At 64.4% G+C, this 20,542-nt stretch carries 20 protein-coding genes; 7 read left to right on the top strand and 13 right to left on the bottom strand.

The window, feature by feature from the left end; genetic code table 11:
- Positions 1-183: 183 nt before the first annotated feature.
- Complete coding sequence (locus ACWAT4_RS15740; protein ID WP_212303094.1) at positions 184-1,017, bottom strand: LysR family transcriptional regulator; 834 nt, start codon at positions 1,015-1,017, stop codon at positions 184-186.
- A 127-nt stretch (positions 1,018-1,144) separates the two neighbouring features.
- Between ACWAT4_RS15740 and ACWAT4_RS15735 the strand changes: the two genes are divergently transcribed.
- Together ACWAT4_RS15735 and ACWAT4_RS15730 are read left to right on the top strand one after the other, a co-directional pair.
- Positions 1,145-1,738, top strand: coding sequence for a cysteine hydrolase family protein (locus ACWAT4_RS15735; protein WP_212444362.1), 594 nt, complete (start codon positions 1,145-1,147; stop codon positions 1,736-1,738).
- 12 nt (positions 1,739-1,750) lie between these two features.
- On the top strand, positions 1,751-2,380 hold the full coding sequence (locus ACWAT4_RS15730) for a glutathione S-transferase N-terminal domain-containing protein (RefSeq protein ID WP_212444363.1): 630 nt from the start codon (positions 1,751-1,753) through the stop codon (positions 2,378-2,380).
- Positions 2,381-2,388: 8 nt separating this feature from the next.
- Here the strand turns inward: ACWAT4_RS15730 and ACWAT4_RS15725 are convergent, their stop codons facing one another.
- Complete coding sequence (locus ACWAT4_RS15725; RefSeq protein ID WP_212425224.1) at positions 2,389-3,474, bottom strand: DUF2778 domain-containing protein; 1,086 nt, start codon at positions 3,472-3,474, stop codon at positions 2,389-2,391.
- Positions 3,475-4,174: 700 nt separating this feature from the next.
- Between ACWAT4_RS15725 and ACWAT4_RS15720 the strand changes: the two genes are divergently transcribed.
- The gene (locus ACWAT4_RS15720) at positions 4,175-4,702 is read left to right on the top strand and encodes a FecR domain-containing protein (RefSeq protein ID WP_212425225.1); all 528 of its coding nucleotides are present in this window, start codon (positions 4,175-4,177) and stop codon (positions 4,700-4,702) included.
- A gap of 92 nt (positions 4,703-4,794) precedes the next feature.
- Positions 4,795-6,681: a CHASE2 domain-containing protein gene (locus tag ACWAT4_RS15715; RefSeq protein ID WP_449730876.1), complete on the top strand. Its 1,887-nt coding sequence runs from the start codon at positions 4,795-4,797 to the stop codon at positions 6,679-6,681.
- Positions 6,682-6,744: 63 nt separating this feature from the next.
- On the opposite strand, the gene ACWAT4_RS15710 is transcribed toward ACWAT4_RS15715, so the two are convergent.
- Positions 6,745-8,556: a glycosyltransferase gene (locus ACWAT4_RS15710; RefSeq protein WP_449730875.1), complete on the bottom strand. Its 1,812-nt coding sequence runs from the start codon at positions 8,554-8,556 to the stop codon at positions 6,745-6,747.
- Positions 8,557-8,579: 23 nt separating this feature from the next.
- On the opposite strand from ACWAT4_RS15710, the gene ACWAT4_RS15705 reads away from it, so the two are divergent.
- On the top strand, positions 8,580-9,695 hold the full coding sequence (locus ACWAT4_RS15705) for a glycosyltransferase family 25 protein (protein WP_449730874.1): 1,116 nt from the start codon (positions 8,580-8,582) through the stop codon (positions 9,693-9,695).
- A 13-nt stretch (positions 9,696-9,708) separates the two neighbouring features.
- Here the strand turns inward: ACWAT4_RS15705 and ACWAT4_RS15700 are convergent, their stop codons facing one another.
- The 4 genes from ACWAT4_RS15700 to ACWAT4_RS15685 form a co-directional block, all read right to left on the bottom strand.
- Positions 9,709-11,214, bottom strand: a complete 1,506-nt coding sequence (locus tag ACWAT4_RS15700) for a glycosyltransferase family 39 protein (protein WP_449730873.1) — start codon at positions 11,212-11,214, stop codon at positions 9,709-9,711.
- A 30-nt stretch (positions 11,215-11,244) separates the two neighbouring features.
- A complete protein-coding gene (locus ACWAT4_RS15695; protein ID WP_212444369.1) occupies positions 11,245-12,372 on the bottom strand; it encodes a glycosyltransferase in 1,128 nt (375 codons plus the stop codon).
- A 258-nt stretch (positions 12,373-12,630) separates the two neighbouring features.
- Positions 12,631-12,837, bottom strand: a complete 207-nt coding sequence (locus tag ACWAT4_RS15690; protein ID WP_212303084.1) for a hypothetical protein — start codon at positions 12,835-12,837, stop codon at positions 12,631-12,633.
- A 147-nt stretch (positions 12,838-12,984) separates the two neighbouring features.
- Positions 12,985-13,365 (bottom strand): hypothetical protein, encoded by a 381-nt coding sequence (locus tag ACWAT4_RS15685; protein WP_212303083.1) that lies wholly within the window; start codon positions 13,363-13,365, stop codon positions 12,985-12,987.
- A 120-nt stretch (positions 13,366-13,485) separates the two neighbouring features.
- On the opposite strand from ACWAT4_RS15685, the gene ACWAT4_RS15680 reads away from it, so the two are divergent.
- A complete protein-coding gene (locus ACWAT4_RS15680) occupies positions 13,486-14,307 on the top strand; it encodes a DUF72 domain-containing protein (RefSeq protein WP_449730872.1) in 822 nt (273 codons plus the stop codon).
- A 9-nt stretch (positions 14,308-14,316) separates the two neighbouring features.
- Positions 14,317-14,778, top strand: a complete 462-nt coding sequence (locus tag ACWAT4_RS15675) for a DUF488 domain-containing protein (RefSeq protein WP_449730871.1) — start codon at positions 14,317-14,319, stop codon at positions 14,776-14,778.
- Positions 14,779-14,811: 33 nt separating this feature from the next.
- Here ACWAT4_RS15675 and ACWAT4_RS15670 read toward each other — a convergent pair whose 3' ends face one another.
- The 6 genes from ACWAT4_RS15670 to ACWAT4_RS15645 all read right to left on the bottom strand — a co-directional run bounded on the left by ACWAT4_RS15670 (position 14,812) and on the right by ACWAT4_RS15645 (position 20,530).
- Positions 14,812-15,726: a PhzF family phenazine biosynthesis protein gene (locus ACWAT4_RS15670; protein WP_212425234.1), complete on the bottom strand. Its 915-nt coding sequence runs from the start codon at positions 15,724-15,726 to the stop codon at positions 14,812-14,814.
- A 119-nt stretch (positions 15,727-15,845) separates the two neighbouring features.
- Positions 15,846-16,739: an amidohydrolase family protein gene (locus ACWAT4_RS15665; protein WP_449730870.1), complete on the bottom strand. Its 894-nt coding sequence runs from the start codon at positions 16,737-16,739 to the stop codon at positions 15,846-15,848.
- A gap of 22 nt (positions 16,740-16,761) precedes the next feature.
- Entirely contained in the window at positions 16,762-18,006 is a 1,245-nt protein-coding gene (locus tag ACWAT4_RS15660; protein WP_212444374.1) for an MFS transporter, read from the bottom strand.
- A gap of 51 nt (positions 18,007-18,057) precedes the next feature.
- On the bottom strand, positions 18,058-18,789 hold the full coding sequence (locus tag ACWAT4_RS15655; protein ID WP_212303077.1) for a GntR family transcriptional regulator: 732 nt from the start codon (positions 18,787-18,789) through the stop codon (positions 18,058-18,060).
- A 118-nt stretch (positions 18,790-18,907) separates the two neighbouring features.
- Entirely contained in the window at positions 18,908-19,108 is a 201-nt protein-coding gene (locus ACWAT4_RS15650) for a hypothetical protein (protein WP_449730869.1), read from the bottom strand.
- Between the two features lie 114 nt (positions 19,109-19,222).
- Positions 19,223-20,530, bottom strand: coding sequence for an adenylate/guanylate cyclase domain-containing protein (locus ACWAT4_RS15645; RefSeq protein WP_212303075.1), 1,308 nt, complete (start codon positions 20,528-20,530; stop codon positions 19,223-19,225).
- Between the last annotated feature and the right edge of the window lie 12 nt (positions 20,531-20,542).

Genomic DNA, 20,542 nt, shown 5'->3' with positions numbered 1-20,542 from the left:
CATTCGGCGGAACACGAAACCGGAAACCGGCCCGCGCCAGCCGGGATCTCAGAGAGCCCGGACACATGGCCTAGCGAAGGAGCGCGCTAATAGACGAAGCACGTTCGGGTTGCAAGGGGGCAAGCGAAAGAATTTCATCACGCGCCTTGCGCTGTGACGCGCTGAGCACATCCAGACATCTCCTCACTCTCGCGACATGTCCTGGAAACACGCCCTCACCCAGTCGATCGTCACGCGCGCTGCGGCGTCGCGCTTGAGATGATTTTGCACGAGCAGCCAGACGTCGCGCCGCTTCGGCAGCAGCGTGGCGCGCAGGCGGCGATCGCCGAGCAGGTCCGCGCAACTATACTCCGGCAACACGCCGGCGCTCTGATGCGCGCAGATCAGATTGCGAATGACACGGACATTGTCGGTGACGCAGCGCGCCCGGACTTTCCGGGTGCGCAGGAACTGCATCTCGGGAATGGTCCCGAGTTCATCCGGATAAGCGCACAGCACCGGCTCGCTCTCGGTTGCGACCGGTTCAAAATAATAAAGTTTGATGTCGGCGAGCTTCGAGATCGCAAAGTCGCCCTTGTCCGGCTTGCGCAGGCGGATGGCGAGATCAGCTTCCCAGCGCGCGAACTTGACATTCTCGCTCGACGTCAGGAATTGCAACGTCAGCCCGGGATTGGCGCGCAGGAAATCGCTCGCGCGCGGCGACAGCACCTGCTCGGCAACCGTGTTGGTGGAGGCGATGCGCAGGCGCCCCACCGGACCTGCCAAACTCTCACCGACGCGGCCGATCTCGGCGGCGTGGGCGGCCATCGCCTCGACATGCGCCAGCACCGCCTCGCATTGCCGCGTCGGCTTGCGGACGCCGTCGGCGGCCTCGAACAGGCGCAGGCCGAGCGCGCGCTCAATGCGCGACAGCCTGCGTCCGACCGTGGTCTCGTCGATGCGCAGGCGTACGCTGGCGCCGGCATAAGTGCCCTCGTCCCTGACGGCAGCGATGATACGGAGGTCGTCCCAATTCATGGATTGAGGCTACATCGGCTGCGCCAAGCCTGCAATATCGCAGCCACCCGCTGCAATATCCCTGCATATCGGCAGGCGGCGCCGGCGCTATGTTTGCAGGAGCTCTCGCCTCGGAGATTCCTGAACCATGACGACCGCAAAGACCCTGCTGCAGCTCGCCGGCGCCGACCTCACCCCGCCACGTCTTTCCAACGCCGCGCTGGTGCTGATCGACATCCAGAACGAATATCTCGCAGGCCCCCTCGCCTTGCCCAATGCCCGGCCCGCGATCGCGCGCGCGGCTGCGCTCTTGGCGCGGGCCCGCGAAGCGGGAGCTGCGATCATCCATATCGCCCATCGCGGCAAGGCGGGCGGCCTGTTCGATCGTAGCGCCGACCGCGGCGCCATCGTCGCAGAACTCACGCCGCGCGACGGCGAACTGGTGATCGAGAAGGAGCTGCCCAATTCGTTTGCCGGTACCGATCTCAAGGCGGGTCTTCACGCGACCGACCGCAAGAACATCGTGCTGGCCGGCTTCATGACGCACATGTGCGTCAGCTCGACCGCGCGCGCGGCGCTCGACCTCGGCTTTCGCACGACCATCGATGCAGATGCCTGCGCGACGCGCGATCTTCCGGACGGGCGCGGGGGCACGCTGGACGCCCGGACCGTCCACGAGGTTGCGCTGGCCGAGCTATCCGACCGCTTCGCGATCATCGCGCGCGGCGATGCGCTGAAATAACGGAGGAATGCGATGCTGCAACTCTATTTCTCGCCGATGGCCTGCTCGCTCGCGTGCCGCATGGCGCTGATGGAAGCGGGCCTGGATGCGCGCTATCATCAGGTGCATCTCTGGACCAAGAAGCTCGCGGAAGGCGACGGTGACTTTCGCGACATCGCGCCAAAGGGCGCAGTGCCGGTCCTGGTGCTGGAGAACGGCGAACGGCTGACGGAAAGCGCGTCGGTGCTGCAATACATCGCCGATGTGAAGCCCGAGAGCGGCCTTGCGCCGCCTGCGGGCGACGTTGATCGCTACCGCCTGCAGGAATGGCTGAGCTTCATCGGGACCGAGATCCACAAGGCGTTTCTGTTTCCGACCTTCTGGTACAAGGACGACGCCTCGCTCGCCAAGCCGCGTGCACGGATCGCGCAGACCTTGTCGGTGCCTTCAGCGCGTCTTGTAGATCGAGAATTCCTCGTTGGTCGATGCTTCACCGTCGCGGATGCGCATCTCACCTGGGCCCTGTTGCTGCTGCGTCCCGCAGGCGTCGATATCGCGCAATGGCCGTCATTGTCGGCCTATCTCGGACGCATGCAGGCGCGGCCCGCCGTGCGGGACGCGATCGCGACCGAGATGGCGCTGCGCAAGGCGATGGCGGCCTGAAGCGCGCCTTACTCGACCCGCGCCAGCACCGCAAGCTTGCGGATGCCCTTGTTGCGATAGGCGTCGAGGAACGCGTAGTAGTCCTTGAACGACACGCAGCCGTTGGAATCGCCGTTCGGCCCGAGCATGAAGGTGTGCGCGAGCAGGCCGTCGCGGCCGTAAATTGCGTTCTCGCCGCCGATCGGCGTCAGGCGCAGCGCCGGCACGCCGTGGAACAGCGCTTCGCGCGGCTTCAGATTGTAGATGTGCGGCGGCGTCACGCCGCGCATGCGGACTTTCGAGGAGCGCGGATCGTCGAGATTGGAGCCGAGGCCGGAATGCGCCTCGAGCTTGGTGCCGTCGGGCAGATACACGGTCTTGGCGGTGATGTCATACACTGCGGTGTCGCGCTCATAGGGCGCCGACCCGCCGAACATCGGGTTCTGCTCCTTCGGAGCGATCGCCGAGGTCACGCTGGCATCGGCGGAAGCATAGGCGAGCAAGCCGCCGGACGGCTCACGCTTGCCCCAGAGCTTCTCCACCATCGACTGGCGCGGACCGGTGATCGACATCACCGCGGCCTTGGCGCGATCGGCAAAGGTTTTGGGCTTCGCCTCGGGCGCCGGTACAATCTGGGCCGGATCGGCCGACGCGAGCTGCACCGGCGCGTCCGTGCCGCGCTTGGACTTCGCCACGTCCGCGACCTTGTCGGCGATTCTTTCAGAGACCTTGGCCGGACTCTTCAGCACTTCCGCGACCTTGGCCATGACCGTCGGCTTCGGAGTGGCCTCAGCGACCTTCGTCGCAGGCGCAGCGCTCGCCGCGTTGGAGTCCACACCCTGCGTCGCTGCTGCGGCAAAGCGCTCGTTGAACATCTCGCGCGAGATCGGTGCCGCCACCTGCAGCCGGTCGGGCAGCAGGGCGAACGTTTCCCGGATGGCCTCGCCCGCCTCGCGCAGCGCGACCTTGGGCGCGCGCTTGACCACGGGCTCGTCATAGCCGGAGCTGCCGACGGTCGGATAGACGCTGGCGGCGAAGATGTTGTTGTAGACGGTCCAGCCGGCAAGCACGACGCAGCCGATCACCGCGGCGCCAAGCACGTTTTGGGTGGTCATTTTCCGGGAAGACTTCCGATAGGAATGCTTCGAAGGATTCTTGGGCTTCCGTGCCGCGTAGCTCTGCGCAGCGATACTCGTACTCATTCGCCTTGCGTCCAGGACGGTGTCACTCAGTCCCCCTTCGAAGTGCCGCTGGCCACGTTCCGGAACCAGCATCTCGCAGAGGGTCGGAGCGTCATTAAGGCGACTTTTAGTTAAATGCAGATTAAGTTCGGGCGGTTGTAGGGCAACTCGTTAACGCTGTGCCATTTCGAGAAAAAGGCCCGCAGAACTACGGACTTAGGCAAGACTGTTAACCATAATTCTCCGCCGGTTCAGCACGCTCAGCGGACGTCTCCGGCCGCCTCTCTAAACGCACCAACCAAGTCCTTTTCGTGGTCATCAATACCCGGACGATAACGGTGAAACGTTGCGCGAGGCTGGTGCCTCCGGGCTCCACGAATACGTCTCTGACCGAATTCGCGGAAATTGCCCCTCACCTCACCCCTCTCAGCGCGGCCAAAGCTCACCGCGGTCCGTAAGGACGGCGAGAGGAGTGGACTGCACCCTGACCGAAAGTTGATCGCGCCGATCTGGAAATGGCCGCGGCGGGAAAATAGCTACGACCTCGGCACTTTTCAGCAGCCTCTGCGCGTGATACGGTACCGTATCAACAATCGCCTTGAACTGTGCCGAGCACGCAAAAACGGAGGCTGGCATGAGAAGGTTTTCGCGCGCAGGGTTTTGCGCCCTGGCGTGGTCATTCTTGTTGATCGGGTCTGCGACTGCACAGCCCGCCACGGATGCGGGCTGCACGGTATCGCCGTCCGCCGCCGGCACGCAGGTCTGGCGCTGCGACAACGGCATCACGATCGTCGCAGAAAACGGCGCGCGATTTGAACTCAAGGACACCAACCGCGACGGACATATTGACTCCGTGGAGTTGAGCAGCAAAGCGCTGCTGATCGAGGTTCCCAAGAAGCCCGGCGGCAATCCCTTCAAGGTGCTGACGCCGCAGGCGATTGCCGCTGTGCGCGGCACCAAATGGGCCGTCGATGTCGGCGAGGCGAAGACGTCCGTGTTCGTCGCCAACGGCCGCGTCGGCGTAACTCGCAGGTCGGCGCGCGAGCGCGGCGTCGTGCTCGGACCCGGCGAGGGCGTCGATGTGGAAGCGGCTGGTCCGCTGGCCATCAAGACATGGGGCCAGCCGCGCGTCGACGCCCTGATGGCAAGACTGGGTCAATAGGTCCAGCCAACAGGTCTGGATCAAGAAGGCCCGCACAATTCGACAAGGCCCGCGCGCCAAGACGCGGAAAGAACAGACAGCAGTACGACGTAATGAATAGACGCGTTCAGATCGTGATGGCCCTCGTCCTCGCGGCCCTGTGGGGCGCCGGCGTTTTCGCCGCCCACGCCGGCGGCCATCTGCGCTTTCTCGATCGGCTCGAGGCGACGCTGGCCGACCTGCGCACGCTTGCGCGCGGCGTGGTGCCGCCACCCGATCTCGTCACCATCGTCGCCATCGACGACACCGTGGTAAAACGCGGCGGCACCTATCCGTTGCCGCGCGCCGATCTCGCCCGCGTCGTCGACACGATCGTGCAGTTCAAGCCGAAGGTGGTCGCGATCGATCTGCTGCTGGTCGACCGCGGTGCCGCGATCGGCGACGCCACGCTGGCCAACACGCTTGCCACCGGGCCCATGGTGCTCGCCGGGGCGGCGATTTTCCCGAACGCGAGCGAGACCGTGGCGTCCGGCAGCGCCGGGCCGCTCGCCGCCCTGCCCGAGGCCGAGCGCTTCCTGCTGCCATTGCCGGCGTTCGCCGATCACGCCGATGTCGGGATCGTCAACGTCGCGACCGGACAATCGGGCTCTCCACTCTCGGTCCCCATGCTGTTCCGGACCGGCGACAAGGTCGAACTGTCGTTTCCGCTGCGGGTCGCAAGCCACGCCCTCGACAGGCCGCTGACGATCGCGCCCGACCATCTCATGCTCGGCGATCGCGCGGTGCCGACCGACACCGATTTTGCACTGCCGATCACCTATTATGGCCCGCGCCGCACCATCCGCACCGTGACCGCGCAGAGCATTTTCGACGGCACGCTCGACCGCAAGGCGATCGAGAACCGGATCGTGGTGATCGGCGCCTCCGTGGCCGGCGGCAGCGACTTCTTTCCAACGCCGTTCGATTCCCTGATGCCGGGCGTCGAGGTCATCTCGACCGCGATCACGCATCTCGTCGCCGGCGACAGCATCGTGCGCGACCGCAAGGTTCACATGGCTGATGCGCTGGTCGCGATCCTGCTGCCGATGCTGCTGGTGGGCCTGCTCGCCTGGCGGCGCAGCGCGCTCGGCTTCGTCGCGGCAGCCGCAGTGATGGCCGCCTGGGCGGGGCTCAACCTGTTCGCGTTCACACACGGCGTCTGGCTCGATGCCGCGACCACGCTCGCGGCCGTGGTGCCGCCGGTCGCCGTGTTCATCGGCGTACAATTGTGGGCGGGAGGCCGCCGCACCCAATATCTCGCCGCCAAGAGCCGGTCGCTCGCGAAGCTTCAGGCGCCCGCCGTGCAGGAATGGCTGGCCCGCGATCCCGACTTCCTGGCCAAGCCGGTCCGGCAGGATGCGGCCGTCGTCTTCATCGATCTGTCTGATTTCACTGCACTGAGCCAACGGATCGAACCCGACCAACTCCAGGACATGCTGAAGGCGTTCCATGCGCTGATCGACAAGGCAGCGGTTGATTGTGGCGGCATGATCACGAGCTTTCTCGGCGACGGCGCCATGATCCTGTTCGGCCTGCCCGGTGCGATGCCGGACGACGCGGCGCGTGCTCTGAAATGTGCGATCGACCTGCATCGCGGCGTCGAACGCTGGATCGCGTCGCTGCCATCGGCGATCGGCGGCCGGCTCGGATTCAAGATCGGCGCGCATTTCGGCCCGATCATCGCGTCGCGTCTCGGTGAGAGTCACCAGCACATCACGGCCAACGGCGATACCGTCAATCTCGCAAGCCGGCTGATGGAGGTCGCCGCGCAAAACCACGCGCGGCTCGCACTGAGCGAGGCATTGCTGGATGCGGCCGACTTCCACGGAGCTCCCGACGGTGTCCTGTCAGGCCCCCTGCTCACGCAGATCCGCGGCCGCTCCGGCGTCGTCACCGTCTGGTTCTGGAGCGATCAGGACAAGCCGAGCCAGGCGGCGGCCAAGGTCGAGATGATCGACTAGCTCCGCTGTCGTCCCGGTGGAGGCCCGGCCTTAGCCGGGACGACAGCTCAGAGCGGCAGCCCGCTAAACTTTGCGCCTCAGCACGCCCAGGCCGCCGAGCAGGCCGCGCGACATCAGTTCGCGGAAGCTGTCGTTGATCAGGATCTCGTCGACGTCGTCGGAGATCAATTTCGCTTCCGCCTCGGTCATGACATTGGACGTGAACACCCCGCTCTGCTTCATGGCGTTGAGCGCATCCTTGACCAGCGGCGCACCGCCCGACGGAATCTCCGGCGGCTGCCAGTCCAGATCCTCGATCACGAACAAGCCGCCCGGTTTCAGTGAGGGAAACAGCACGCCGAGCGTCAGGTGCTGGTGCACCGAGGCGTGAGAGCCGTCGTCGATGATGATGTCCAGCGGCTTTTCCCTGGCTGCAAGCTGCTCCAGCATGCTGCGGTCGCCTTGGTCGACGCGATGGATCCTGACGCGCGGGTGGGAGAACCAGCTGAAATCCTCGATGTCGACGCCGATGACCTCGGCATTCGGGAAGTAATCCAGCCACATTTGCAGCGAGGGCACTTGATCCTGAGCCCAGCCTTCGACCCGCCCCCGGCACAGACCGATTTCCAGGATACGAATGGGCTCGAGCGCCTTCGATCGGAACAGCTCGTGATAGACGCGCGTATAGTGATGAGCGAGATGCCCCTTGTAGACCGCGCCCTTATCCGAATCGTATTTCGCCGCAAGCTGCGTTAGCCAATTCGGATCGAGCACCAGCTTCTTGAGATAACCCGCCACGCTTTGGTCGGGCACGGCATCGAAGCGCAGCCCCCGCTCGGCCCACATCTTTCCCCAGAGATGGACACCCGTCACGCGGGGATCGCTCAAGAGATCGAAGCCGGCCCGGCCTTCGGCGGCGAACAGGTCCACCTCACGCCAGTCGATCGCATTGAAGGTCGTCGGCGGCAGGATCGAGGATTGGAGCTCCTCGTCGCCTGCCACGAGCAGATATTCGCTGAGCAGCAAAGGCCCCACCGCGCCGTATTCGACACGCTTCTCGCTGAAGAGCCGCTGAAGCGACAGGGCATAGAGATTGGCCATGTGAATCGAGCCCTTGGGCGCGCGCATCACGTCACCGACGCAGACATGCCCGTTCTCGACACCCGACCATTGCGCGGAAAACACGTGCTCCCGTCGAAAATCCAGGGGTTTCACGAGCACGATGTCCGTATCGAGCCACCATCCGCCGAATTCATGGAGAACGGCATAGCGGAAGATGTCGCTGAAATAGCGGATCTCGCTGTTCAGAACGGCATGCTGGTAGATCGCTCCCGGCACGAGGTTTGCGGCATCGGCGACCATCACCCCGGGCGGCACACGCGCCTGCATGGCGGCGACGTTGTCGTAGGTGTACAGCTTGACCGGATGACCCTGACGGACCATCGACTGCAGCGAGAGACGCGACATCTCGCTCAGCGGAGCGTTCGACCAGAAGCAATGGATGGGATCGCGGGCTTCTGCCGACCTTGCGCGGCTCCGAAGATGCGGATTGAATTCTCTCGTCAGCGCATTCCAGCCGTTGCGAGGGACAGAACGGCACGCGCCGAGAAACGGCAGTTTCTGATACGCGCGAGCGATCAAAAAGCAGAGGCTCGCCTGGTTGCCATGCCCTGCCCTGTTCAAGGCGTTGCCAAAGTTCTCCCAGATCGAGGGATCGACGGGATCGAGCGCGATCGCCCGCTGAAACGCTTCGAACGCCTGCTCCTGGAGTCCCTTGCCGAGCAGCGCCGTCCCGAACGTTGCGAGATAAGTCGCCTTCATCTCGTTCGTGAGAGCACGGCCGGCCCAGTTGATGGCGGCATCGTAATCCCCGTTGAGCAGCGACACACCGGCCATCAGATGAAGGAGGCCTGCATGGCTTGCGTCTGCTGCCAGCCCTTCCCGGCAACGGGCTTCGGCCAGCTCAAGCTCGCCCGTTTTCAGATGTCGAAGGCAGATCTGATAATATTCATCCCGCGTCAGCGAAGACGGCTCTGTCGAAGTCTCGTTTGCTCTTGCGAGAGTGCCGTCGTGATAATTCATCAGATACCATCCGGATCTTGAGAAAGCGGGGCGCAATCCGATTCCTGGGGCCGCAGGAAGGTTGCCACCGCACAATTATTCCTTGGAGCTTGCTTGAAGCTGGACAGCGCTTTCGCCTGGGTCCGCCGGCGCGTGGCGAATCAAGGGAGCCGTTGCTATGGCAGCGATCGGCACTCAGCGCGCTTGATCCGATTTTTGAAACCGGTCGTTGCATGAAGAACATTGTGGTCAACCTCAACCGCCAGCCGGAAAAGTACGAAAGCTTCCTGAGGCTCAACGCCGGGACCAAGATCACCTTCGAACGATTTCAGGCATCCGATGGCGCATCGCTTTCGCCGGAGGACGCGCTTGGCATGAACCTGGTTGTGCCGGGAGCACAATTCACTGCGGGTGCCGTCGGGTGTGCGGCCTCCCATGTCCGGATCTGGCAACAGACACTTCAATCCGGAATCCCGGCGCTCGTGTTCGAAGACGACGCGATCATCCGCCATGACATCACCGAGCGCCTGGACGTTCTTCGCGGCCTCAAGGACTGGGACTACGTCGCACTCGGCTACAACACCGACACCACCCTCGAAGTCGAACTGGCGCCCGGCTTCAAGACCACCATGATGTTCATGCCAAAACGGCCAACCGACGAAAGTGCGGCGGCGTTTCAAAGATCGACATCAGGCGTCGCCGCCTTGCGGCTCACCACCTGCTTCGGCACGGCAGGTTACGTGGTTTCGCCTCGCGGCGCGAAGAAACTCCTGGAGCTGTGCTTGCCGATGGAGAACCGCTTTCTGAAAATTCCGATGTTCAACCGCATGGTCCCGGTCCTGGGGATCGATGGCATGATGAACTTCATCTACGCCTCGATCGAGGCCTATGCCTGCCTCAGTCCGCTTGTCATTCCCGGAAACAACAACGCGGTCTCGACGACCGTTCCGACCGGCGAAATCCCCCGCTGGTAGGCAGCGGCCCGGTTCAGGGCTGGAGTTCGGGCGGCGGCGAGCGGTCCAGCACGTCGCCCTTGGCGTCCTCGAGCAGATCGATGCCGTAGGTCTCGACCACGAGCGGCCCGCGCTTGCGCTGCAACTCGCCGACCCGTGTCACCTTCGCGAAGAGGTCGTTCAGGAACGGATGACCGTCGGGACGCAGCTCGTCGACATAGAGCAGCTTGCCCGCGAGCAGCTTCGGATCGGGCTCGGGCATGTTGACCCAGCGGATGCGCTGGTTCTGCTGCACCACGCAGGTGCCGGGGGGCAGATAGAAGGCAAGCCAGCCCGTGGTGCCGTAATCCGGCGTGAGCACGCAGCGCGCGCCATTGCGGACGCGTTCCGCCTCGATCCCGGCGGCAAGCTCGCGCCAGCCTATCCCGACGCTGCGCACGGTGGCGTCGCGGCGATAGCCGGACAGCCAGCCCGTGTTGGCCTGCAGGATCAGCGCGGCAAACATCACGATGCCGGTGGGCGCCGCCCAGCGCAGGCAAAAATCGACCAGCCGTCGTGCAGGCGGTTTCCACTGCGCGAGGTTGGCTGCGGCTGCCGCCGCGATGACGAAGGGCGGATAGACCGGCGCGAACCAATTGGCCTCGACACGGGCATGCAGCGAATGCCAGACGAAATAGGCAACGATGGTCCAGAACATCGTCTCGATCAGCAAGCGCGAGGCCAGCGCACCGGCGCGGCGCCAGGTCAGCGCATGCAGCCCCATCGCGCCGAGGATGAAGACCAGCGGGGTTGCGAAGGCAAACTGCGTCGGGATCAGCTCGGCAATGAAGACCGGACGAAAGTCCTCGATCCTGGCGCGGCCGAGCTGCTTGACGAACGAGACCCAGTGATGATCCGCATTCCAGAGGATCACCGGCGAGAACAGCGCCAGCGCCACGAGGCCGCCGAGATAGGGCCAGGGTGAAAGGAACCAGCGCCGCAGCTTCGGCACGAAAGCGAGCCAGATCAGGATCGCGGCGCCAAAGAACATTGCGGTATATTTCGACAGCAGCGCGGCGCCGACCGCCGCGCCGACCGCGAGCCACCAGACGCCGCGGCCGGTCTCCAGCACCTTGGCGAGGAAGAACAGCACGAAGCTGGAGGCAACCAGCAGCGGCGCATCCGGCGTCACGATCAGCGTGCCGACGGAGGCCATCATCGTCACGTTGAGCAGGATGGCGCTGGTCGCCGCCACGCGGGCGCCGCCGAACAGGATCGCCGCCGTGCGATAGATCGCGTAACTCATCGGCAGCGCGAGCAGGATCGAGACCAGGCGGACGCCAAGCTCGGTATCGCCGGCGATCATGGTGCCGGCGCGGATGACGTAGGCGACCATCGGCGGGTGGTCGTAGTAACCGCCCGCGAGGTTCTTCGACCACATCCAGTAATAGGCTTCGTCGAAGGTGATCGGCGTGAAGGCGGCCGCGACCAGCCGCAATGCGACCAGCGCGAGGATCACCAGCGCCGTATTGCGGACGATCCGCGCGTCAGCCCCGCCCATACCGGTTTCCTTGGCTGTATCCCTGGCGCGCTATTTCTTGCGCCAGACGAACAGTCCGGACATCGCGTAATTCCACACCACGCCCATCAGCGCCCCGGCGAGGCCAGCCAGCCACCAGATCGGCTCCTGGTCGTAGACCGAGAAGGCGACGCCGACATTGGCGAGCAGGCCGACGCTGCACACGATGTAGAACATGATCAGGCCGCGCAGGATCCCGAACCCCTTCAGTCGCTGATCGCGATAGGTGAGGAAGTTGTTCATGATGAAGTTGGTCGTCATGGCGACGATCGCGCCCGCGGCCTGCGCCTCCGCGAACGGCACCTTGATCAGCTGAAGCGCGATGAACAGCGTGGTGAGATGCACCACGAGGCCGATGCCGCCGACCATCGCAAACAGGATGAAGCGGAGCGAGACGATGTCGTTGGTCAGCTTCGCGAGCACGAGGCCGAGGAAGTCCAGCGCGACCATGGAATCGAGCTTGCTCTCACCGTGCTGACGGGCGCCGAATGTGTAGGGAATTTCGACGGCGCGCAAATTGCCCTGCGCGGTCGCGACGAGATCGAGCAGGATCTTGAAACCGTGCACCGAGAGCTTCGGCGCCAATTGCTCGAAACGGTCGCGGCGGACCATGAAGAAGCCGCTCATGGGGTCGGCGATCTCGACCCGGAGCATTTTCTTGGCAACCTCGGTCGCCAGCGCGCTGGCGCCGGCGCGCTGCTTGTTGAAGCCTTCGCTCTTGTAGCCCTCGATGTAGCGGCTGCCGACGACGAGGTCGGCCTGATCGCTTGCGAGCAGCAGCAGCATCTTCGGCAGCTGCGTCTCGTCATGCTGGAGGTCGGCGTCGATGACGGCGGCGTAAGGCGCGCTCGATGCCAGGATGCCCTCGATGCAGGCCCCTGACAGGCCACGGCGCCCGATGCGGCGGATGCAGCGCACGCGGCTGTCCTTCAGAGCCAGCGCGCGCACGACGTCCCAGGTGCCGTCCGGCGAATTGTCGTCGACGAACACGACCTCCCAGGCGACGTTGACGAGCGTCGCCTCCAGCCGCCGGTACAACACCGTGACGTTGTCACGCTCGTTGAAGGTCGGGACGATGACCGACAGTTCCGGCCCCTCTTGAGCCTGATTGTCGATGCCCGGTCTGATCGCTTCATTCATAACGGCAGCGTATATCCGCCGCGTCCAGCGATGCCAAGTTCTTGAACCAATAAGCCGGGGATCCCTGGGGAACGGGCCAAAAGGGCCCCAAAATGCCAACGACCCCGGAACGGCGGACCGCGCGTACATCCGGCGCAAGCCCAAGCTATTCCAAGGTCGTCCCAGCGCCGGAGGTGACCCTCAACGTCGCCGTTAGAAGCTAGATAGGAATGCGAGATCGGCTTCGCAAGGGGGCGAAAGCGCCCTTTTTCAAACCCGTTACTGGTTTGGGACTTCCCGGATCACCGGGCCCCGAGGCGCCGGCGCCACCGGGGCTGCGGGTGCCATGGCGGCCGGAGCCGGCTCGACCTTGGCCGGCTTGGGGGGCTTCCCGTACTGCCCGATCGGTCCGAAGACGACGGCAACCGCCAGTGCGATCGCTGCGACGATCGCGCCACAAATGCCACCTACCGACTCAGACGCCATGCCGACCCGTCCCTGTTCCAAGAGCGGCCAATCATACCACGGATGAACGCGCGGCCGGAAGGGCTCCAAAACGGGCGAATACCGAATGGCGAGTAGCGAACAAAGCTGCCCCTCCTTCCCTATTCGCTATTGGCCATTCGCCACTCCCTATTTTGACGGCGGCCTGTGCTTGACGTAGGCGGTCACGATGTCCTTCTGCGCCGACTCCACCGCCCGGTTCGCGGTCGCGAGATGGGCGCCGGAATCGATGTTCGGATATTGCGTGGTGAGATAGTCGAGCAGCGCGACCCGGTAATATTGCCGCTCCGACGGGCAGGCGCCGGCGACCGAGCGGCCGAACTCCTGCTCCGACAGACCCTGATTGCTGTCGCGCGAATATTCCCGCGCCAGGCAATGCCAGTAATCGTCGCGGCCCTGCATGGCGAGCTTCTGGGCGCCCTTGGTGTTATCGTCATCCGCGATCGCAGAATATGTCGTGGCAGCAGATGTCATCATGACGAGCGTGGCTCCCAGCATCAGCATCCGCATCTTGTTCTCCTTTTTCCGCAGATCGCGGGCGGAAGCTTAGACAGGAAGCGACAACTGGCCAATCACTTCTGGTTTGAATAGAATGCAGTCTTCCCCTTCCCGTCGATACGAGATCCTCCCGTGGCCAAAGCAAAAACCGCGTCCAAAAAATCCGGCAACATCTTCATCGGTATCGGCGGCTGGACCTTCGAGCCGTGGCGCGGCGTGTTCTATCCGGAGAAGCTGACTCAAGCGAAGGAATTATCCTATGCCGCCTCGAAGCTGACCTCGATCGAGATCAACGGCACCTATTACGGCTCGCAGAAGCCGGAGAGCTTTCGCAAATGGGCGAGCGAGGTGCCTGAGGGCTTTGTGTTCTCGGTGAAGGGGCCGCGCTTTGCCACCAATCGTCGCGTGCTGGCCGAGGCCGGCGATTCCATCAAGCGGTTCTATGATTCCGGCGTACTGGAACTTGGCGATCATCTCGGGCCGGTGCTGTGGCAGTTCGCGCCGACCAAGAAGTTCGACGGCGCCGACTTCGGCAAGTTTCTGGAACTGTTGCCGCGCAAGCTCGAGGGACGTACGCTACGCCATGTCGTGGAGGTGCGCCATGACAGCTTCTGCACGCCGGACTTCATCGCGCTGATCCGCGAATTCGAGACGCCGGTCGTGTTCGCCGAGCACGGCAAATATCCGGCGATCGCCGACGTCGCCGGCGATTTCGTCTATGCCCGGCTGCAGAAAGGCAATGACGAGATCAAGACCTGCTATCCCCCAAAGCAGTTAGATGCCTGGGCCGAGCGCTTTCAGGCCTGGGCCGACGGCGGTGAACCCGACGACCTCCCGAAAGTCGACAAGGCGAAGCCGAAGAAGGAACCGCGCGACGTGTTCGCCTATGTCATTCACGAGGGCAAGGTGCGCGCACCGCACGGCGCCATGGAACTGATCGCGCGGATAAGCTGAGGATCATTGATGGCCAGGGCGAAGAAACTCTTCACCATCGGCTATGAGCAGACGCCGCCCAAGGCCGTGCTGGACGAGCTGGAGCAGGCCGGCGTCAAGCTCGTGGTCGACGTGCGCGCGGTGACGTCGTCGCGACGGCCGGGCTTTTCCAAGAAGCAGCTTGCCGCGGGCCTCGATGAGCGTGGCATCGCCTATGTTCATCTCGCTAGCCTCGGCACACCCAAAGAGGGACGGCTTGCGGCCCGCAGCGGACAATACGACGTGTTGGAGAAGATCTTCTCAAAGCACCTGAAGACGCCGGAAGCCCGAGAACAGATGGACGAGCTCTCGGCGCAGGTGAAGAAGGCCGGCCCCGTCTGCCTGCTTTGCTACGAGCGCGACCACACCCACTGCCACCGCCAGATGATCGCGGAGATCATCGAGGAGCGCGATGGCGTGGCGGTGAAGAATTTGGCGGGACGGCAGGTCTAAACGACGTTCTCCGTCATGGCCGGAGAGATCCGTCTACCCCTCGCCCGCGAGCCTAAACGTCCCCTCCATCATCTGCACGCAGCTGCCGCCGACATGAGCGGAGACGATCTTGCCGCCTTGCTTACGCACGCGTGTCAACAGCAGGCTCGGCCTGCCCATGTCAAAGCCCTGGCCGACCGTGAGCTTCAACTCGCCATCCCGGATAGGATCGAGGTCAGCGAACAGCGCGGCTGCGGCGACGGTGGCGCTACCGGTTGCGGGGTCCTCGGCGAGACCGCCTGCGCCGCGCATGAACATGCGCGCTTGTCGCTCGCTAGGCACCTCCGACGCGAGCACATCGCGGGTATAGAACCACACCGAGCGTGCGTCGTCGCGCGGCAAAACTCTGCCGAACGCGGCCGCATCGGGCCTTGCTCGCTTGAGCGCATCGCGCGAAAGCACCTCCGCCACTAGGAACGGCGTTCCGACGCCGACGACCTGCGGCGCATGATGATCGGTCCTGATGTCATCGGCCGTCAACGAGATGCAGGCCGCAACGTCAGCGGCGGAAACTTCTGCCAATCGGGACAGCGGCTGCGGTGCAGTGAGTTCGGTGCCGATGACCCTCCCCTGTTCCCGGAAAATGTCGACTGGCACGAGGCCCGCCTTCTCTTCGAACAGCAACCGCGGCTTCGGCTCCTTGGCGAGGTTCGCCAGCACGAAGGAGGTACCGACATTGGGATGCCCCGCAAACGGCATCTCCCTGACCGGCGTGAAGATGCGCACCTCGGCATCGTTGGCCTTGTCGCGCGGCGGCAGCACGAAGGTCGTCTCGGAATAGTTGAACTCGGTCGCGATCGCCTGCATCTGCTGCGTGGACAGCCCGGCGGCGTCGAGCACCACGGCGAGCTGGTTGCCGCCGAAGGCGCGGTCGGTGAACACATCGACGGTGACATAGCGGCGCTGCATGGTGCTTCCTCACGCAAATGGCGGCCGCGACCGGCCGCCTCGCGCAGCACTCTACAAGCTCAAAACATTGTCCGTCATGCCCCAAAATTCAGTGCAATCGGAGCAATCGCGACACCGCGTCAGAAGCGGAAGAGCGGCCGCGGCGATGCCAGCACCTGTGCACGCTCGCTCTTATCGACGATCAGCGTGTCAAGGAATTGCCGGTTCTTCGCGTAAGTCTGCGTCGCCTCAAACTGCGTGTGCGGCCAGTCGCTGCCCCACAGCAGACGATCGGAACCGTAAGCGCTACGCAGCAGTGGATAGGCGCCCCTGGCAAAATTCTCGCCGGCCGGGCCATTGCGATACGGCGCGGAGACCTTGACCCACACGGTCCGGCTCGCCCCGAGTTTCAGCACCGATTGAAAGCCGGGATCGGTGACCCCGAGCTTTGGATCGGGCAGCGCGTAATGATCGAGCACGACAGTGATTCCGTGATCGAGCAGCTGCGGCACGAGCACGGCGAGATCGGCCGCGTTGCGCTGGATCTCGACCTGCCAGCCCATCGCCTTCACGCCTGCGAGCAATCCGTTCCATTCGCTCGAAGCGAGATCGGGCAAAGGCTGGCCGACGAGATTGAGGCGAATGCCGACGACGCCCGCGCGATCGAGTTCACCTAGCTCGCCTGCAGAAATGACGGGATCGACGACGGCGATGCCGCGCAGGCGCCCCCCGGTTCGTTTCAGGCAGTCGACGAGATAGGAATTGTCGGTGCCGAGGAAGCTCGGCTGCACCAGCACCCCGTTGGTCATGCCGTTGCGATCGAGCTGCTCGAGATAGAGCGACAGCGGCGCGTCGTAATCGGGCGCGTAGCGCCGACCCGGCGCAAGCTTGAGGCCACGGTGAAACACATGGGCGTGCGTATCGATCGTTGGCAAGGCCGCCTCACTCCTGGCTGTCGTCGCGGTCGCCATGGCGAGCGACGCAACACCCGCACCAAACTGGCGGCGTGTCAGGCCGCGCTGGGGCAACGTCATGGTCATTTCTCCCCATCCGTCGTCAGGCGCGCGTCGCCGCGGCCTGCTCGAACACCTTGCCGCGGGTTTCGGGCAGGAGCAGCACCGCGATCAGCACTAGTGAATAAGCAAACGCCGCGTCGATGCCGATCGCGGGGCCGAGTCCGATGCGATCGCTGAGGAAGCCGACCAGGAAGGGAAACGCGGCGGAGACGACACGGCCGAAATTGTAGCAGAAGCCGACGCCGGTGCCGCGGACGCCCGCGGGATAGAGCTCGCTGAACAGCGCCGCCATGCTGGCGGGAATGCCAGCCGAGAAGAAGCCGAGCGGAAAGCCGAGCACCAGCATCTGGCCATTGGTCAGCGGCGCGAAGATGTAGATCAGCACAGTGGCGATGCAGGCGCTGGCAAACAGCGCGACATTGGCCCGGCGGCCGATCCGGTCGCTGACGATCCCGCTCGTGACACAGCCGCAGAAGAACGCAGCGATGATGACGGCGAGATAGCCGCTGGAGCCGAGCACCGACAAGTGCCGCACCTCGCGCAGATAAGTCGGCAGGAACGTCGTCAGTGCGGCATAGCCGCCATGGGCGCCGATGCCGAAGAGACCGCCGACCAAGGTCGAGCGCAGCACGTCACGATGGAATATGCCTGAGAGCGTGGCCAGGAATGGCGTCTCTGCATCCTTGGCAGCAGCGCGCGGCGGCTCCTTCAGCCCGCGGCGGATGAAGATGATGAGCAGCGCCGGCAGCAATCCGATCGCAAACAGGATTCGCCAGGCGATATCCGCCGGCGCGTAGGTGAAGATCAGCGCCGATAGCAGCACCGCCGCGCCCCAGCCGACCGCCCAAGCGCTCTGCACCGAACCCAGCGCCTTGCCGCGATGCTCGGGACGGATGATCTCGGCCATCAGCACCGCGCCGCAGGCCCATTCGGCGCCGAAGCCGAGGCCCTGGATCGCCTTGAGCACCAGGAGCTGAGTGTAGCTCATCGCAAATGCCGAGGCGAAAGTCGCAAGCGCAAAAGCCGCGACCGTGATCTGGAGCGCCTTGACGCGACCAAAACGATCGCCGAGCGCCCCGCCGAGCCAGCCGCCGAACGCGCCGAAGAACAGCGTGACCGAACCGAGCAGGCCGGCGTCCGCTTTGCTGATGCCGAAGGCCGCGATCAGCGCCGGGATGGCGAGGCCGAACATCTGGACGTCGAGCGCATCCAGCGCCCAGCCGCCAAAGCTTGCCCAGAACGTGCGCCGCTCCAGCGGCGAGCTTTCACTGTACCAGTTCGACATGTTTCCTACCCCTGTACGCGTTTATTGCTTGGTGTCGTTGGAAGGCCGCCGTCACCGGATCTCGGCGTGGTAGCGGAAGCGGTCCGCCGGCCCGCGCGAGCGGCGCCATTCGATCGGCCGCCGCTCCAGATCGAGCGCGAGGCGCTCGATCACGATCAGCGGTGCATGGGCCTCGAGCCTGAGCAGCCGCGCCTGCATCTCGTTGGCGATCTCGACCGTCAGGATTTCCTCGGCGGAGACCACGACCTCGCCGCAGCGCTCTTCGTAGAGCGGATAAAGCAAGTCGCCGAACTCGGCCGTGTCGATGTCCAGGATCTTCGCGAAGCGCGATTGCTGCAGCCAGATTTCTTCGGCGAGCAGCGGCACGTCGTCGATCAGGCGCAGGCGCGACAAGCTGATCACGGCTTCGCCGACCGGGATGCGCAGGGCTGATGCCACCGCTGATGTCGCGGGCACGCTTCTGCGCCGGATGATGCGGCTCTTCGGCACGCGCCGCTCGCCGCTCTCGGACTGGAAGCGGAAGAAGCGAAACAGCGAGGAGTTGAAGCGCGCCCTGCGCACGAAGGTGCCGCGGCCCTGCTGGCGCTCCAGCACGGCGTCCGCGACGAGCTGGTCGATCGCCTTGCGCACGGTGCCGATCGCGACGCCGTAATGGGCGCCCAGCTCGGCCTCCGACGGGATCGGCTCACCCGGCCGCCATTCGTTGCGGTTGATCCGCGCAGCGAGATCATCGCGCAGGCGCTGGTAGCGTGGCAGGCGGTCGTCGCGCGGGGCTGAATTCATCTAGTCATATAGATGACTACATGAAAGTGGAGTCAAGGACTACCATGATACCGTAACGCATCGAGATGCGGGGCCGGCGCCGCAGCTTCCGCCGGCCCGGCCCCGTCCGCTTCGATCGTCAGTTCGTGGTGTTCGGCATGCAGGGCGGCTCCTTGTAGGGCGCAGTGGCAAAGGCCCCCTCAGCTGGCGCCCTGACGCAACCCGCCGTCGCGTGCATCCCACCGCGCCGCGCAGGCGCAACGTCGCGGGCGGACGCAGCTTCGATTTGATAAACAGCAGCGGCAATCAGGGCGGCCGAGACAAGGCTCAATCGGATCATGGATTTTCTCCGCGTGGCAAACGGACATCGAAAGAATTTCGACGTCCTGAGTGCAAGAGCGGAGAACCAGCGAGGATATTTCGGTGCGCGCCTTCAAACAAACGCGAGCAGTCCTCATCCCAGCTGAAACACCGCCACCGGCTGCTCGTAACCGCGAACGGTGACCTCGCCGAGGGACACGGCATCCTCGCCGTCATCGCCGAGCGCTTCGCGCACGGTCGCCGAGATCAGAAGCTGGGTGCCGAACTCCTTGTTGAGCGCCTCGAGCCGGGAGGCGAAATTCACGGTATCACCGATCACAGTGTATTCCTTGCGCCGGGGCGAACCGATATTGCCGGCAACGACCTCGCCGAAATGGATGCCGATGCCGATCCTGAGCGGCCAGCTCGTCTGCGCATTGATGCGGTCCATTGCGCTCAGCATCTCGCGGCCTGCCGCGACAGATCGATGCGCGGCATCGGAGGCCTCCAGCGGGGCGCCGAACAGCGCGAGAAAGCCGTCGCCGAGAAACTTGTTCACGATGCCGCCGTGGCGGTCGAGAATATCGACCAGCACCGCGAAGGCACCGTCGAGCCGGTCGACGACCTCCTGCGGCGTGCGCGACTGCGCGCCTGCCGTAAAGCCGCGGAAATCGACGAACATCACGGCGACGCGGCGCAGATCACCGGCCGCGCTCGTCCCCTCCGCCATCAGCCGCTCGACCACTTGCGGCGACACATGCTGGCCGAACAGATTGGTCACCCGGTCGCGCGCCGTGGCCGCCGCGATGCTCGCGGCGAACTGTCGTCGCAACTGCGCGCCGACCGAACCCGCGAGCACGCCGCAGACCAGGATGACGGCGCTGCGCACCACGTGGAAGTAGATCAGGGGCTCGCCGGTGTCGCTGGCCGAATTGTAGTACAGCGCGACAGCCAGGAGCTCGGCGGCGGCGACAAATCCCGTAAAGGTGGACAGCCAGAAATCGAGCCGGAGCGTCGAGAGAATGACGAAGATGAAATAGACCAGCGGCAACACGAAGCCGAGCGCCTGGCTCGCGCCCATGCTGCGGATCTGGAGGATCAGGATGAGCGTCGGCAGCGATGTTTCGATGGTTGCACCGATATAGCGCCTGATCACCGGCAGGTCGCGATCGAGCTTCAGGTTTCGCCTGATCTGGCCATGAACCCAGACCTCGAAGAGCAGGAAGCCCGCCACGAGGACATATTCGCGGACCATGCCCTCCGTCCCGCGCCAGATCCGGTTCGAGATGGCGGGATCGATCACGAAGGTTGCCGTGAGCAGGACCATCATGACCAGGCCGGTGGCGATCAGCGCCTTCACCCGCAACAGCTCGGTGCGCAGCACTTCGCGCGTCAGCTCGCGCTCGAACTCCTCCGAGAGAACGGCGCCCCCGCGTCTCTTCCAATTCGTAAAGCCGACCATTCCGTCCCCCAG

The sequence above is a fragment of the Bradyrhizobium sp. T-1 genome (genome assembly GCF_053592855.1).
Note: the sequence above shows the minus strand (reverse complement) of the source record. Positions and strands in the feature narration are given on the sequence as shown.

Coding starts and splice junctions, on each gene's coding strand:
- ACWAT4_RS15700 (WP_449730873.1), bottom strand. CDS start 11,214: ATGGGCGGGGCTGACGCGCGGATCGTCCGCAATACGGCGCTGGTGATC.
- ACWAT4_RS15690 (WP_212303084.1), bottom strand. CDS start 12,837: ATGGCGTCTGAGTCGGTAGGTGGCATTTGTGGCGCGATCGTCGCAGCG.
- ACWAT4_RS15670 (WP_212425234.1), bottom strand. CDS start 15,726: ATGCAGCGCCGCTATGTCACCGTCGATGTGTTCACCGACCGCGCCTTC.
- ACWAT4_RS15735 (WP_212444362.1), top strand. CDS start 1,145: ATGACGACCGCAAAGACCCTGCTGCAGCTCGCCGGCGCCGACCTCACC.
- ACWAT4_RS15645 (WP_212303075.1), bottom strand. CDS start 20,530: ATGGTCGGCTTTACGAATTGGAAGAGACGCGGGGGCGCCGTTCTCTCG.
- ACWAT4_RS15660 (WP_212444374.1), bottom strand. CDS start 18,006: ATGTCGAACTGGTACAGTGAAAGCTCGCCGCTGGAGCGGCGCACGTTC.
- ACWAT4_RS15665 (WP_449730870.1), bottom strand. CDS start 16,739: ATGACGTTGCCCCAGCGCGGCCTGACACGCCGCCAGTTTGGTGCGGGT.
- ACWAT4_RS15695 (WP_212444369.1), bottom strand. CDS start 12,372: ATGAATGAAGCGATCAGACCGGGCATCGACAATCAGGCTCAAGAGGGG.
- ACWAT4_RS15715 (WP_449730876.1), top strand. CDS start 4,795: ATGAATAGACGCGTTCAGATCGTGATGGCCCTCGTCCTCGCGGCCCTG.
- ACWAT4_RS15650 (WP_449730869.1), bottom strand. CDS start 19,108: ATGATCCGATTGAGCCTTGTCTCGGCCGCCCTGATTGCCGCTGCTGTT.
- ACWAT4_RS15710 (WP_449730875.1), bottom strand. CDS start 8,556: ATGGCCGGTGTGTCGCTGCTCAACGGGGATTACGATGCCGCCATCAAC.
- ACWAT4_RS15730 (WP_212444363.1), top strand. CDS start 1,751: ATGCTGCAACTCTATTTCTCGCCGATGGCCTGCTCGCTCGCGTGCCGC.
- ACWAT4_RS15685 (WP_212303083.1), bottom strand. CDS start 13,365: ATGCGGATGCTGATGCTGGGAGCCACGCTCGTCATGATGACATCTGCT.
- ACWAT4_RS15725 (WP_212425224.1), bottom strand. CDS start 3,474: ATGACCACCCAAAACGTGCTTGGCGCCGCGGTGATCGGCTGCGTCGTG.
- ACWAT4_RS15655 (WP_212303077.1), bottom strand. CDS start 18,789: ATGAATTCAGCCCCGCGCGACGACCGCCTGCCACGCTACCAGCGCCTG.
- ACWAT4_RS15740 (WP_212303094.1), bottom strand. CDS start 1,017: ATGAATTGGGACGACCTCCGTATCATCGCTGCCGTCAGGGACGAGGGC.
- ACWAT4_RS15675 (WP_449730871.1), top strand. CDS start 14,317: ATGGCCAGGGCGAAGAAACTCTTCACCATCGGCTATGAGCAGACGCCG.
- ACWAT4_RS15720 (WP_212425225.1), top strand. CDS start 4,175: ATGAGAAGGTTTTCGCGCGCAGGGTTTTGCGCCCTGGCGTGGTCATTC.